The sequence below is a fragment of the Caballeronia catudaia genome, assembly GCF_001544755.2.
GTDB lineage: Bacteria > Pseudomonadota > Gammaproteobacteria > Burkholderiales > Burkholderiaceae > Caballeronia > Caballeronia catudaia.
Genome location: NZ_FCOF02000019.1, coordinates 1 through 14,114, shown reverse-complemented (window position 1 = coordinate 14,114; position 14,114 = coordinate 1). Strand labels below are relative to the sequence as shown.

Annotated in this window: 10 protein-coding genes; all 10 read right to left on the bottom strand. The window is 59.5% G+C overall.

Annotated features, from left to right (window positions below; genetic code table 11):
• Window positions 1–51 precede the first annotated feature (51 nt).
• Window positions 52–846, bottom strand: coding sequence for a type VI secretion system lipoprotein TssJ (gene tssJ, locus AWB75_RS20330; protein WP_327219433.1), 795 nt, complete (start codon window positions 844–846; stop codon window positions 52–54).
• Window positions 847–867: 21 nt separating this feature from the next.
• On the bottom strand, window positions 868–1,860 hold the full coding sequence (gene tssG, locus AWB75_RS20325) for a type VI secretion system baseplate subunit TssG (RefSeq protein WP_061125973.1): 993 nt from the start codon (window positions 1,858–1,860) through the stop codon (window positions 868–870).
• A 41-nt stretch (window positions 1,861–1,901) separates the two neighbouring features.
• Entirely contained in the window at window positions 1,902–3,722 is a 1,821-nt protein-coding gene (tssF, locus tag AWB75_RS20320; RefSeq protein WP_061125888.1) for a type VI secretion system baseplate subunit TssF, read from the bottom strand.
• A gap of 25 nt (window positions 3,723–3,747) precedes the next feature.
• Window positions 3,748–5,334 carry a type VI secretion system protein TssA gene (gene tssA / locus AWB75_RS20315; RefSeq protein ID WP_061125887.1) on the bottom strand — a complete coding sequence of 529 codons (1,587 nt, stop codon included), beginning with the start codon at window positions 5,332–5,334 and terminating at the stop codon, window positions 3,748–3,750.
• Between the two features lie 18 nt (window positions 5,335–5,352).
• Window positions 5,353–6,477 (bottom strand): hypothetical protein, encoded by a 1,125-nt coding sequence (locus tag AWB75_RS20310; RefSeq protein ID WP_061125886.1) that lies wholly within the window; start codon window positions 6,475–6,477, stop codon window positions 5,353–5,355.
• The gene (locus AWB75_RS20305) at window positions 6,474–9,863 is read right to left on the bottom strand and encodes an ImcF-related family protein (RefSeq protein ID WP_087086700.1); all 3,390 of its coding nucleotides are present in this window, start codon (window positions 9,861–9,863) and stop codon (window positions 6,474–6,476) included. Before AWB75_RS20305 ends, AWB75_RS20310 begins: the two co-directional genes overlap by 4 nt.
• 201 nt (window positions 9,864–10,064) lie before the next feature.
• On the bottom strand, window positions 10,065–11,417 hold the full coding sequence (locus AWB75_RS20295; protein WP_143746466.1) for a hypothetical protein: 1,353 nt from the start codon (window positions 11,415–11,417) through the stop codon (window positions 10,065–10,067).
• 87 nt (window positions 11,418–11,504) lie between these two features.
• Entirely contained in the window at window positions 11,505–12,077 is a 573-nt protein-coding gene (locus AWB75_RS20290) for a lysozyme inhibitor LprI family protein (RefSeq protein WP_087086698.1), read from the bottom strand.
• A gap of 45 nt (window positions 12,078–12,122) precedes the next feature.
• Window positions 12,123–13,172, bottom strand: coding sequence for a hypothetical protein (locus AWB75_RS37135; RefSeq protein ID WP_143746465.1), 1,050 nt, complete (start codon window positions 13,170–13,172; stop codon window positions 12,123–12,125).
• The coding region (locus AWB75_RS20285) for a glycoside hydrolase family 19 protein (protein ID WP_327219429.1) at window positions 13,159–14,114 on the bottom strand (956 nt) is incomplete at its 5' end. The genes AWB75_RS20285 and AWB75_RS37135, both read right to left, overlap by 14 nt.

The following is a 14,114-nucleotide window of genomic DNA, read 5'->3' as shown; positions in this document are numbered from 1 at the left end:
TTCCTACTGGATGGATGAATCGTTGAAATCGACGCTCAAGCGAGGAGCGCGTTAATGGGAAAGCAGCCCCGCGGCGCTCTGTGACACCGACCCCGCGCTCGCCTTCACGCTCTTGACGCCATCAGCGGCGGTACTCAGGTTTTGTGACGCCGTCTTGGCGCTCGCGGATGCATCTGAAACCATTGATGTCGCTTTCGATGTCACCGACGCTGCGGATGCAGCAGGTGCAGAGCCTGGCGCGCTCTGTTGGGCCGCATCGCGCTTCACCGGCTTCGGCTGCGCCCCCTCATAGGCGAGCGTGTTTCCTTGCACCTGGATCTTCACCGGATCCGTGTCCTTCCACTGCTTTTTCGGTATCAGCAGTTTCCACACGCCATTACTGGCGGGTGACCTGAAGAACGCGACGACGCCAACATACTCGGCGTCCTTGTCCATCGGCTCGCTGATGCTTGCGGCTGCGCCCGGTTTGAGCACGACATCCTTGGTCGCCAGCAGATCGGCCTTGAGCAGCTCCAGATCGTTGTTCTGAAGTTGCACGTATTCGAGCTGCGCGAAGGTCTTGGTGTCCTTCAACTGGTAGAAGCGCACGACCGTCGAGAGCGAACGGCCCGCCGTGGTTTCGTTCACGGCGGCACGGGCGTCGAGGTCGACGTTCATCGTCTTCACCTGCGTCGTGAAGAGCCAATCGTAGGCGCTTACGGTGCCGTCCTTCGTCGCCTGCCACGCGCCACAGCCGCTCAGGGCGCAGGCTGACGCGAGGGCGCCGGCCGCGAGCGCATGGGTCGTTATGGCTTTGATCAGACGGCTGAGCCGTTTGCATTTGGGTTCGTGTTCGTATTGCTGCATGCTGTTGTCCTGCTTCATTGCTTATGTGTTTGAGCCGTTCCAACGGCCCAGATGAACGCGCGTGATGCGCGGATCGCCGTTCCTGGATGGCGCGCTCAGTTGCGTGGTCAAACCCAGGCTCGTCTGCTTCGGCGCGAGCACAGGTTTCGGCATCAGCTCGGGCCGCACATGCATCTCCAGATGCGCTTCGCCCTCGTAGCCGAGATAGAAACGCAGCAGCGCCATGATTTGCTGATGCGCGTGGTTTCCCGGCGTCAGATCAAGCACGGTGTCACGCGTGGTCGGCGAGATGATCACGCGCACCACGTTCGAGCGATCGTAGAAGCCGCGTCCGAGCAGGCACTGCTCGCCGAGTGCCGCAGGCTCGAAATCGTTGACCTCGCGCCAGACCGGATGAAACTCCTCGACCGTCACCGATGCATCGGGCACCGCGTGTTGCAACACGCCGGCCAGCCCCTCGGCGGTGCGCGTCTTGTGCGCCACGAGCCCCAGCATCGACATGAGCGTGCGTGGATCGACCGATGATTGCGCCTGACACTTCTGCGCTTCACCAAGACCCAGCCCAACGAAGCTCAGCAGATAGCCCGACACGGGATCGGCGCCGCGCTGCCGATAGCCCACCGGATAGCGATACTTCCTCCACACGCGATAAAACTGCGTCAGGATCCGGTGATGAAACAGATCGAGAAACGCTGCGAGTGGCTCCGCGCCATCGCGGTTCTGCGCTACCTCATCGACGAAGTACGATGGCATGCGCGCATCGACGCCATACAGGCCGAGGAAGGTCGTGCGGACTATGGGCGGGGCCTTGCCGTCATCGCCGTCGTATTCGACCCGATCGATCTCGCGGCTCGGAAAGCCCAGACGGCCACGCGAGCGAAACCGCACGGGCTCGGTCGTCGGCGAATCGGTCGTGCCGATCGGTGCGGCATCGGGTGCAGCCAGCTCGATCAGCTCGCAGAAGCGGAAGAAGTTCATCCGCGTGGCGTTGTCGAGCAGTGCGGGCAGCAGCATCCGCAGCACGTCCCTCGACGTTTTCAACGTCTCCGGCGCGTTCAAAACGGCGCTCCTTCGCCCTTGGTCTCCGGCCACTCGATGCGTTTGCCCGTCGGCTGCGACACGATCACGAGCTTGGTATAAAGATTCACCGTCGCGTACAGGCCGAGAAACCGATTGAGCATGCCGCCGAAGAGATCGAGGTCGCCGTCGCCCGCAAAGCGCGTGGAATCGAGCGTGACGGTGATTTCCACGCCGCGCATCAAACCGCCCTTGACGAGCTTGCTCAATGGCCGGTGCTTGACGTCCGTGATCGCGTCGATGCGCCGCTTGTTCAGTTCCCCCTCGGTCCAGTCGTACAAGGCGAGCGACCCGCGCAGAATCTCCGCATCGAGCAGCGACAGGTAATTTGGCGCGAGGTGCGACAGCACGCGCCACTGGAACCGGTCGCCCGAGGGCGGGTACACGGGCAACGTGGGCGCGGTGAGATTGCGCACCGCGCCCACGTTGGTGAAGCCCCCGCGCATGCGCGTGATGCCCGCTTCCCGCAGCGCCTTGCGCGGCAACATGCCGTTGGTGCCGGTGACTTTGAGCGACAGCGTTTCCTTCGGCAGCGTCTGCGCCTGCTCCCAGGCGTGGCCGCCCAGCACGATCCAGGTGTCGAAGCGCCCGGAGGGGCCACGGCGCATGCGCGTGTGGAAGTAGCGCTCGGGCAGGTCGTGACGCAGCATCCCGCCACGGTGTTTGAACGCGGCGAACGGCACGTACTCGAAACGCTGTCCGCGCTCGAAGACCTCCACTGTATCGACCGAGTAGATGTCGACGAGCGAGCCGTGCTGGCCGCTTGCACGCACGCGATATTCAGTGTCGAACTGCGTGACCTTCACCGGGTCGGCGGCGATCGGAAACAGGTTGATCACCGGCGTGCAGTGCAGGCGCACATTCTCCTCGGTGAAGCGCATGTCGTCCGGATACGGTTTATCGAGCACCACTTCGACATCGAACTGCCGGGCGGATGCCGGAATCGCCGTCATGTCCAGCCCGAGCACGTCGATGAACATGAACTTCTCGGGAAACGTGAAGTATTCGAGCAGCAATTGATAGCCGCCGAAGGCATTGTCGGCCTTCGGCCACAGGCGTTCTTCAGCGCAGAACCCTGCTGGCGCGAGGCGCAGCCCCGGCATCGGCTGAGGTATGCCGGGTCGGTCCTCGGGCCAGCCCGGCACACGCACCTGCATCGCGATCGGTTTAGCAGCCAGCGCTGCGTAGAGCGCCAGCGCCACGGGTCGATCCGCGTGCAGATAAAGCCGCAGTCTCGGCACTTCGAAACGATCGCGCTGCGCCTGTTCCTGAATCGCGAAACGCAGTCGTATGACCGAACGCCCGTCCTCGCGCGCGTAGGTGCCGGCTTCGGTAAGCGTGAGCGGATAGACATCGACGGGCTGCGTCGTCCGATACACACACGTCACCTGGCTCTCGCCTTCGGACGTGCCGTTCGCGCTGATCGAGATCGGATCGGAGGTCGCTTCCAGCCCTGGCGCGATGACTTCGTGCTTCTGCAGCGCACCGACGTGCGGTGACAACTCCAGAATCGCCAGCGACGGGATCATGCGCAGGTAGTGCGGCCAGAGCATGCTCACCAGCCCTTCGGTGAGTTCAGGCAGTTCGTCGTCGAGCTTGTGGCGCAGTCGCCCCATCAGGAACGCGAAGCCTTCGAACAGGCGTTCGACGTGCGGATCGCGCTCACCCAGACGATCGATGTTCAGTTCGCGCGCCCGATCGGGAAACGCACGGGCGAATTCGGCCCCCGCCTCGCGCAGGTAGCGCATCTCCGCTTCGTAGTAGCGCAGGATCTCGTTGTCCTTGGTCGGACTCGTCATTGTTATTTGCCTTCGTTCTTATGGGTCATGCCAGCGCCACGGCGCGAGCCGGATCGATCGCGGTGAGTTCACCCATGAGCGTGTCGATGCGATTGGCGATGGCGACCTTGTCGGCGTCCTTGCGATTCAGGCGAATCCTGAGGATGCGCAGCAGGTGCTGTTTCACTTCGAACGCCAGCGACGGCTCCCAGCGCGCGAGCTGATAGCGCAGCGCCTCGGCATCGAGCATCGTGAGCAGGTGCAAGGCCGTGTCCGGCCGCTCGGTGCGTTCGGCCACGCGCGCCATCACGAGCTGGCGCACAAAGCGCTCGCGCTCACCCCCGGCGATCTGCGTTTCGCCCTGGGCGGGCAGGCGTTGCAGCCAGGCGAGCGCCGCGTCGAGCCCTTGTTGCGCGGCCATATCATTCGCCTGCGCTTCGGTTTCTGCCCAGTCGGTACTGGCGGCCGTGGCGCTGATGGGTGCTGCGGTCTCACCGCGCTCGATATCGCGCACCGTGGCGTAGCGGGCGATCCATTCGAGCGTCGCGTCATCGGCGAAGGGCGATCCATCGTAGAACTGTAGGTGCTCGAGGCCGGGCAGACGTTCGAGCATCAGCGCGCAGTCGGTCGCCGCTGTCTCGCGCACCTGGGCGTACTCGCCGCCGGCCTGTTCCTGGGCGACGAACGCGTAGTACTGCAGGTCCAGCCAGAAGTGATTCGCGCCTTCAGCGAACGCCAGTTCGACGCGTTCAAGCAGCTCCGGCCATTGCTTCTGCAAGAGCAGTCGTTTGAGGTTCGCGCGCAACTCGGCACGAGGGGCGATCAGCTTCGTCTTGCCCCCTGCTTCGAAGGGCGGCGCCTCGGTGAGCGTGTCCCAGCGCACGCACCGCATCAGACGATAGGCGGCGAGATAGCCTTGCGGCTGTTCGCGCAGGAACTGCGCCATCTGACGCGCGCGATCGAGCAGTTCGCGTGTCGAGCCGACCTCCGAGGATGCGGGCAGCGCGGTCGATGACGACTCAGCTTGCGTAGCGGCTGCGCCATCATTCGTTGACGGCGACTCGATCCGTCCTTCGAAACGCCTGAATAGCGGCGCCAGCGCCGGACGTGCGTCTTCCGGCCAGGCCTGGACGCGCTCATCGATCAGCGCGAGCGCCGAGAGCGTGCGCTCCAGCAGCGCGTCGGTGAGACCCTGAACGCCATCGAGCCGATCGGCGAAGGTGCTGCCGCACAGCCATTCGAACGCGGCGCGACGAGACGCGGCGCGTACAGGCAAGAGCGTGTCGCCGAGACGATCGACCAATGCCGAGAGCAATTCGAAACCGGATGCGACGCCTTCGGCCCCATCGCGGCGCATGCGGCCGTAGACGTAGTAGACAGCGACGCGCACATCCTTCGCGCGTTGCTTGAGCAGGCGTTCGGCCAGATCGCAGATCAGCGCGTCATCGACATTCGAGAGCTTGGCGACTTCTTCCTTGATCGACTGGAAATTGTCGTCGTAAGCGGGATCGTCGCCGACGGGCGCGTCATCGCGAATCGGCAGGAGCCAATCGTCCCATTGCGATTGAGCGGCAAGCGCGAGATCGGCGGGTTGGCGCGTGCCGAACAACGCCTTGAGCAGGTTCGTGAACATGTGAAGTGGTGGTGGTAGTTAGTTCTTGCCGGACTCGTTGAGCCGGTCGGCACGAATCAGCGTCGGGGCGATGAAGATCAGCTTGCGCAGGCTGTGCTGCGGGCCGTGCGCCTGCATGCGCATGTGGCCACGCCGCCAGTGCGGCGGCATTTCGCCGTGCAGGTGAGAGTGGACCTGAACGATCTGGGCTGGCCCCACGATGATGCGGTTATAGCGAGTTGCCAGTCGCCGTTCGAGCTTCGATACCTTCTTGCCACCGACACGCGTCAGGCGCGTGGCGATCTCGCTGTTGCGCAAATCGTCAATGCGCATCGCGCCCGCTGTCTGAAGATAGAGCAACACCTTAATGCACATCTGGATCATCGGAACGGAAGTCCTCGAATGATCTAACGACGTGTCTTGCTCAAGTCTGACCACATGGTCGATGAGCGAATCGCTTCCGTCATGAAACACGAGTTGCAGCGTATGAGGCAACTCCTGTCGATGCTCATGCGTGGCGCCTACGGCCGTGAACACCAGTTCACGGTACCCCTCTCTCCGGGTCTCGAAGATATAAACTCCGCGGGTCGTGAACGGATGGCTCGTGCCACCCCAAAGCGAGGCATCGACCGCGCTTGCCATCTGCTCGCCGAAACGGATTAATACTGCGGGGAACGGCAATTGCAGCATCGACGCCGGCACGTCGCTGCCCACGTCCGTGTGCGCGAGCCAGGTCTGCAGCGCGTCGGTGGGCTCAATCACAGCGTGCGCGCGTGTCTGGTACAGCGCCGCACTCGAAAACAGCAATGCGACTTTCAGAACCTCTTCCTGCGTCAGGATGGCATGTCGGGACGGGTTGTTGATCCTGACCGCTTCGGCAAACAAATCCATCGCGGCCTGGCTGGCGCCGGGTGGCCCGAAATCGGGTCGAGCCGACAGATGCAACTCAGGATGGCGCGTTGCATCGAGCTGTTCGATCGAGCGCGCCCACGCCTGCCACGCGGGAATCAGGCCCGCGCTGACCGCCCGCACAGGTGGCAGTTCGCGGCTAGTCTCACGCGTATTCACCACTGCGACCAGAAAATCGAGCGCCTTTTGCTCGTGCGCACGCGCATCGAATCGTGGACGCTGCGTGGGTGGTGTTGAATGACGGGCCGGTTTCATAGTGCGCCTCGTGTATTGGGTAAAGGCGTTTCCGCTCGCTTTGCGGCTTCGATGGCGGCCTTCGGCAGCGGCGGCGGACCATCGACGCGTGCGGCTTTCGCACCCGGCGCAGGATCGCGCTTCATGAAGATGCGCGAGGGCATGGTGAATCCCTTCAGGTCCAGCAGCTCCAGCGGCCCTCTGCCCACATCGGTGCGCATCATGTAGCTCAGTGGATGCGTGATATCCGCCGATGCGGCAGCCGACGGACCGTGCGCGGTCAGCGCGTCCTGATCGGCATCGGTTCCCTTCTGCGCGGCCGCCCGCGTGTCTTCGAACTGCGCCTTGGCCTGCCACGTCAGTTGGTACGTTGCGGTGTCGATCGGCTCGACATGCGCGCGCTCCAGCATGCGCACGAGCGCCCAGCGTCCCGGAAATTCGAAGCGCTTGTTGGTGCCTGCGGTTTCGGTCTGCCATTCCAGGCGCGTGCCGGCGCTTTGCGGATCGTTGGTCGGCCACGCCATGCCGCTCCATGTTTCGATCTGGTTGAAGTAGTGCAGCTTCTGGGCGTCGATGGTGAGCAGCGTGTCGGTGATGCCCGGCTGCGGCACGGGTTTGAGCTCGAACCGGTACAGCGGCTCCCCTTGGACGAACAAGTGCGCTGCGATGCGTTGTAACGTGTTGATCGCCTTCAGGAACGCCGGATCGACGGCCTGAGAGACGCTGCCCGAACCGGTGCCGCCCGCCACCGGCACCCATTGGTCGCCCTGCAGTTGCAGCACGCCCGCCAGTTGGGTGGCGAGGAACGAGTCGATCAAGCCGCCCTGCGGGCGCAGGAAGCGCGCGAGTTCGGGCAGCGAAGCATCGTTCGACGTATCCGCGAACGGATAGCGTCCCGCGAACGAGCGATTCCAGTTGGCGACGATCGATGCTTGCCAGGCTTCGTTCAGGCTCGCCTGCGCGGGTTGCAGCACGGTCTGCGTGGCTTGGGAAACCGGACGGACGAACAGTTCCGTCCCCATGCCGGCCCATTGTTCGCCCAGGCTCGCGGCGATCAGTTGCGCATACGAGAGCGTGTCCGCCAGTTCCGAACCTTTGCCGAGGAACAGCGACTGCGCGATTTGTCGGGCCTGTTCGTCGGAATCCGGGCTGTCGCTGATGTGTTGCAGCTTGAGACGCAGCGTCGTGATGCGTTCGGTGAAGCGCTCCAGGCTCAGGTCGCTGCGGGTTGCAGCTGCGACCGCGGCGGAAACGTTTGCGCCCGATTGCGAAACCAGCCGCAGAACCGGCCCGAACGATGCGCCGAGCGGTCCGGCCGGATCGGGCTTGGCCGCTTGCGGGGTATCGTCCTTCTTGCCGAAGACGCTTTGCGCCTTGCCGACCAGCGTATCGGAGAGCGAGTCGTGTTGTGCCCCTGCCCCGCCCTGGTATTCGAGCGACTTCATCAGCGCGATGAGTGGCGATTGACGAGCATCGGCGATCAGTTTCAGTTGGCTGATCGCGGCGGGCAGTGTCGGTGCGCCATCGCATCGCATGCTGTTCATGAAGGACTGCCAGTGCTCCGCGTAACCGGCGAAATAACGGGCGCGCAGTGAGGCGCGTAGGCCTTCCGGTGTCTGCGCGCTCGTGCCTGCGCCCGGCTGAGCGTTGTTGTTCACGTTGCCCAGCACCCAATCGCCCGCGACGCCGTTGTGCTTGGCCGCCTCATCAATGGCGGTTTCGATCGAGCCTTCCCACGCCTGGCGCGTGTAGACGCCCGGCACGCTGGCTGTCGTGCGGAACAGGCCGCGCGTGTCCGTGCCAGCGGTCAATGTGGCCAGCGTCTGATCCGGGTACTTGTGGCCGACGCTCGCGAGCACGTTCTGATAGAGCGTGTCCTCGGAGTTCTTTACGCCGATCACCGCGAGCAGTGTCGAACGTGCGGTCGCAATGAGTTCCTCACGCGGCTGAATGCGCCAGTCGGGATGGGCCTGCAGGTGGTCGGCCCAGAAGCCAAGCAGATGTTGCGAGAGGTCGATCTTCTCGCCGGCGGTCAGGTTTGCGGGCGTGTTCCAGTATTGCGCCATCTGCGGCGCCATGAATGCGGCGTCGGCGTGCGGTGGCTCGGTCATCATGAGGTAGGTCTTGAGCGCCGACTGGCCGTTCTGCGCGATCTGCGTGGCTTGCTGGTCAAGTTCGGTGGTGGGCATCTGGCCGAGATCGACCAGGCGCGCTTCGATTTCCTGTTGAACGGGCGCGCTGAGCAGCGCTCGACTCGCCTTCGCATAGGGCGTCCAAAGCGCGTTGAGCACTTCACGGTCGTGGTTCAGGCCGAAGCGGGAATAGAGCGGCGCGTGGTGTTGCGTGCGGTATTCGTAGAAGCCGATGCGTTGCTGGAGCGCGGACAGGGCGCGCAGACGCGCGGCGGCGTTGGGTGCGTGGTCAAGCGAGCCGAGGGCTTGGTTCGTGAGCAGTATCTGATGGGCGTTGTCGACGCCCGAAACGGTCATGCCCGCGCCCCAGACGGCGATCACACAGAGTGCGATCGTCGAGAACACCGTAACCGGATGAAAGCCCGTTCTTCGACCGCTCGTGTGCTTGGTCGCTTGCGCGAGATAGCGCCCGAGCGGAGAGTCGACGCTCTGATCGTGCTTGGATCGCTGGGCCTCGCCATCCGGCCACGGCGCGAAGAATGCGCCCATGACAGGGAACGGCCGGCGCTGCCACATCGAAAGCTCGGCGACCCACCGCGCAAGCTCGCTTGCGCGCGCCTCGAGCCGCTTGGACAACTCCGATGCAAACCGATTCCGCCTGTCATCCCCGATTCGTTTCACGCCGAGATCGGCCAGGCGATCGCGCAGCGACAGCAGCGCCGTTTCGATTGCCGGTTGGTCAGCCGCATGCGTGAATTCGCTGCCGATCACGGGCGGTTTGCCTCTTGCTTCGGGTTCGCCCGCCAGATCGAGCAGGTAGACCGGCGCCGACCAGTGCAGCATGCTGGCGATATGGGCAAGTGTGGTCCCCCATCCGGTTGCCCCACGCGATTGCGCGGGCAGTGCAGCCTCACCGTCAAAGGCGAGAATAAGGGCGTCGATGGGGCGAGTGCGGCGCATCCGGTAAATCTCCCGAAGCCACGCTTGGTCGACGCCCTCCGAGGCCGCTTCGCCCCACAGCAGAACAGCGTGGTCCGTGATAAGCCAATACTGTTGGGCGAGTTCCGGAAATAGGCGCTTCACGCTCGTGTCATCGCCCGAGATGAGTAGCCACGGACGGTCGTAGGCCCAACGGAACCAACGGTATTGCTTCAACTGGAAGCGCAGCGCCTTCGCTTGCACCACGGCCCGTTCAGCACGCGCTTTTTGCGCTTTAGCGGGATCGTTCTTTAAGCCAGGTGGCTCCAGTTCCTGCTTCTTCGACTCGTCTTGCATGGCCAGCCGGACTTGCTTGCGTCTTTGCAGCAGCGCGAAAAATCCCGAAGCGACAACGAGCAAAGCCCCAAGAACGATCAGTCGGTGCTGAACGAACCAGGCGCGAAGATTTTGTGCATCGATTGTGAAATAAAGAATTCCGACGACACCAGCCAACAGGGCAACGCCGACTAAAATTCGGCCCCAAACACGAAGTTTCACTTAGCTTTCCTGCGTAACTTTATTTTGTTGTTCTGCGGGCGCGATTGTACAGAGATGCAGTTGCCCATCCACCGGATCTCGCCAAGCAAGTAACTGCGGGGGCGAGCCCTGCGGTGCAACCTCCAAAGCCGTCGCCAGCATGATCCAGCTCGTCGCCGGGCCAGGCAGGCCCACGACATAATCAAACGAGCGCTCGATCACCGGATTCTTCGGGTCCGCCTTCATCGCTGACTGAATCGCAGAACTCAGTGCAGCATCGCACCCGGTATGCCAGAGATGCGTCGGACGGCTCGGTGCGGCTTGCATTTCCAGCATTTCCAGCATTTGCGCAATGTCCGCTTCAAGCGTGTCTGCTGTCGTTGTCATGGGGCGAGAGACATGGTTCGCCTTTAGCGAAGTGTCGTCGTCAGCAGCATTCCGGTTCGCTCTGCTTCGGTCTCGAGAAACATTTGGTTCCAGCAATAGCGCCGCCACACCCTCAGTGAAGACGCCAGGCGACTCCTCGTCGGGCCAGCTCTGCGCGGCAACGACAAGTGTTGTCACATCATTCAACCGGTCGACTTGATCGGTGATCCACTGCGCGCACCGAGTCGAAGCGTCGCTATTCATGGTGAAACGGACACCAGGCGCGGTCACTCCAAGCGCGGCTTTAAGTTCGTCGCTGAAAACTTTGATGCGATCCGGCGTTTCGCTATAAAGCAACTCGACGGTAATTTCTCGCCGGTTTTCAAACGATTTCTTTAGTCGAGAGGCGAGTTCTGTCAGCACTCGGCTGTATCGCTCGTTTGCAGAGTTGTCCACCTTCCACCCCAAACCTTTCGAGCGATCCTTGTTGACCGGCAGATCGCCGCCCAGCTCGCCGAAAGTGGATGCGGGTACGGGCATAACTGCAACAGATGTCGCCACGCGAAGATGACGGCTGCTCCAAAGACGCCACAAATCCATGAGCCGCTCTTGCTCGCGCGCCCCCTCCTCGGCATCGACCTTCTCGCGTTCCCAGCGGTTTAGCGCCACGCCGAAGATGAAGCAACAGGCGATGAACGGCACGCCGATGAGGAGGGCCCAGAACTCAAGCATTTGCGTAGGTTTTCCAGGTGGCCAAAGTAAGAGAACTGCACCGGCGGCGCCCGATGCGAGGGCGAATAGCGTTGGCAACCACTTGCGGAGGGAAAGTGATTGAGGCTGCTCAATATTGAGCCAAGTCGGGACGGGCCACGGCATAGAGTAAGCGCAACACACGCTGCGGAAGAACCAGCGAGCAAAAAGGATTAAGAACGTTGTCACGGATGCTGCAACGATTGGCAGGAAACTTAAACCCTGCTGTTTAAACAGGCTTACTCCCTGCGCTGGCACGGCCTGCTGCTGGAATCTGCATTCGCCTTGAGCAAAAGCAGTTCATCAGCAGAACGAGATATTTCATGGATTATAAAAATTGATGCTCTACCAATTTTTATAAAAATTCATTCTTGCGACACAACCGTCATGGTCTTCGCCAAGCTTTTCATGAGTTATCTGACAATTGCTGTCTGTATACCTCTTCCAATCCAGATTGTTTGCATCCGGAACATGAAGAACCAACTTAGCGATTACCTTTGAACGATCGCCGTGTTCATATTCATTTGCCATGAAAGCTAACGCAGAATTAAAATCCCTCATCCCTGAAGAGGAATAGATAAAGCTGAGTTCTTTGCTCCGCGAGTCTGTTACAGACTCGAGACAAGACCACGTTTCAATGCTCGCCTCACTGCCAGGATTCGTTGACTTGAAGGCATCTTTGCAGTATCTCGTTTTGTAGGCAATCCAGAATCGCTGGACTTCTCGGAGCTTACTTCGCTCAGCATCAGAGACGTTCTTTGCCACACTGGAATACTGCCTATTTAACCCAGCGTCAGCTTCTTCGTAGTTACTTTTTGCGCACTGTGCCAGTTCTTGCGTGAGCTGGCTGTCGCACACAGATCGCGCATTTGCCATATGCGAGAAGAAAAGGGTAACTAAAATCAGAATATATTTCATGATTTACTTCGTCGGTTTCAACCGAAGTGCAACGGGGGTTAATGTTTAACGCTTTGAGATTTGGCAAACGCGTCGTGCGTCAAAAAACCAACGCATAGAAGAATGACTCTTAATGAGGAAAAACTCAACATCCCAGGGCACCTTCGAAGTAAAATTTATTCTGCTATAGTCGACTCTCGGCCTAAAGTAATGATTATAATTAAATCCGTTGCTGTCAGTCTCATTTGAGGGCGGCGAAAGTTCTATTTTTTCCATTCTTCCATATCTATACGTCATACTAGGTTCGGCTTTCTTATCCAAACACAGTGCGATAGTTTTACGCGCAGCCGTGTAACAAGAAAACACAATTGATTCGGAAGGCACGCATAATGAAGGCATTTTCGCGAGAGCCTCCACAATATCACCGGCACCCCGACTCTGAAAATCCGTCGCTCCGACTCCAACCCGGCCAAGTGCCTTCCGCAACACCGGCTCATCGACTATCTCCTTGTTTTCCAACAACGGCGATAACAATCTACTATCCTCCGCAGACAAAAACTTGCCGGACCCGAGCAATAGTAACGTTGCCCCGGTATAAGCATTTGAAGATTTCACCCAAGCTACCGAATTAAATTTAATAATCCGACGAACGAAATCATTTACTTGATTCAGAGTGAGTGCATTGTTTGGCCGAACATCAATATCCTCAATCTTTCCACGATGAAGTAGCGTCTTGACCGTACCTATTGTTATTAACCCTCCATCCGCCGGGATCAGATAATCATAGACAACGCTTCCTTCCATCCCTCGTGAGTTTGTGATAATTGATAAAAAACCCATATCATTTGCTTTAACAGAGGGAGGATCGTCCGCGCTATAAGCGTACGAAAGTGATGACCCCGACCGTTCCAATTTTAAATGAAGGCTCAACGGACTAGCGTGCATCCCATCTTCATTAGTTGTCTCTGTGATGGAATATTCACCGCTGTACGTCTGCCCATTTAAAAATTTTCCACGTATCCACTCCGCCCTAGCAAGACTAGACAGTAAACACGAAGCTGATATATAACAAACGAGTAGATTGAATACGAATCTAATGATTTTACTTTTTTTCATTGACTACCTTTACGGCCTTCTTAAAGAGCGAAGGATTGTTTTTGTAGAATTGGGTATTAAAAAGCAAGCTGTTTTCCAAACGATAATCATTAAATACCAATCCCGGATTCGTTGTACAATGTGTCGCTCCGAGCATCTCCGCTAGCCTATTTAGAGCCACGAAACGGTCATCTACGTGATTGAATCCGCCATTCACAGCAACGGTAACAGCGTAGAAATCGTTTCGATCGGCTTTGGGATTAATGTCGCCCCAATGACTTCCGTGCCGCCAATACCAGCACGCCGAGCGCGTCGTGCGGTCAATGTTGCGACATACCTTATCCGGGCTCGTCCCGACGGTGCTATCACCGATGAATTTTCCGTAAGCGATATAGTTCGTGTCATGCGTCAGCTGAATTAGTCCGCGGCCGTGGAAGTTTGAGCCGCCATGATAGTTATTCCAGCCGGAAGGAATGGACCCATCTCTATTGCGATATTCCTCATTTGTTCTCAGCTGATCGCACTCGTGAGACATTTGAGATAAAAAATGCACCTTTCTTGCGCAGGTCATCATATCGTTTTCGCGCAAATACTTGTTCAATAGGTCCAAGAACTGGCTCTTATCAAATCCACGCGCAGTCGTGTCGTGGGCGGCATAAAAGAGACCCTTGGATCTGACATCTAGCGGCAATAATAAATCCAGTTCTTCAACAGTAATATCCTTGTTGCAAGAACAAAGTGACGTTTGGAAATTCCCCACCATCCCAATGGGATGCAAATGCCATACGATGGGTTCCTGTGGAAAACCTTTGACCGTGCCCGCGACCTTATCCCACCACAGCAGCTTCTGAATCCGCTCCAGTTCACCTTGCCAGATATAGCGTTGATCGCCCATCAATGACGACAGCGCATCCCACTTGCTCATACTGCCGCCCCATTCGCTCTCGTAGCGCACCGAAACGT

What these genes read in the sequence shown, in the direction of transcription:
- tssJ (WP_327219433.1), bottom strand. Translation starts at nt 846, where the DNA reads ATGCAGCAATACGAACACGAACCCAAATGCAAACGGCTCAGCCGTCTG.
- tssG (WP_061125973.1), bottom strand. Translation starts at nt 1,860, where the DNA reads ATGCTGCTGCCCGCACTGCTCGACAACGCCACGCGGATGAACTTCTTC.
- tssF (WP_061125888.1), bottom strand. Translation starts at nt 3,722, where the DNA reads ATGACGAGTCCGACCAAGGACAACGAGATCCTGCGCTACTACGAAGCG.
- tssA (WP_061125887.1), bottom strand. Translation starts at nt 5,334, where the DNA reads ATGTTCACGAACCTGCTCAAGGCGTTGTTCGGCACGCGCCAACCCGCC.
- AWB75_RS20310 (WP_061125886.1), bottom strand. Translation starts at nt 6,477, where the DNA reads ATGAAACCGGCCCGTCATTCAACACCACCCACGCAGCGTCCACGATTC.
- AWB75_RS20305 (WP_087086700.1), bottom strand. Translation starts at nt 9,863, where the DNA reads ATGCAAGACGAGTCGAAGAAGCAGGAACTGGAGCCACCTGGCTTAAAG.
- AWB75_RS20290 (WP_087086698.1), bottom strand. Translation starts at nt 12,077, where the DNA reads ATGAAATATATTCTGATTTTAGTTACCCTTTTCTTCTCGCATATGGCA.
- AWB75_RS37135 (WP_143746465.1), bottom strand. Translation starts at nt 13,172, where the DNA reads ATGAAAAAAAGTAAAATCATTAGATTCGTATTCAATCTACTCGTTTGT.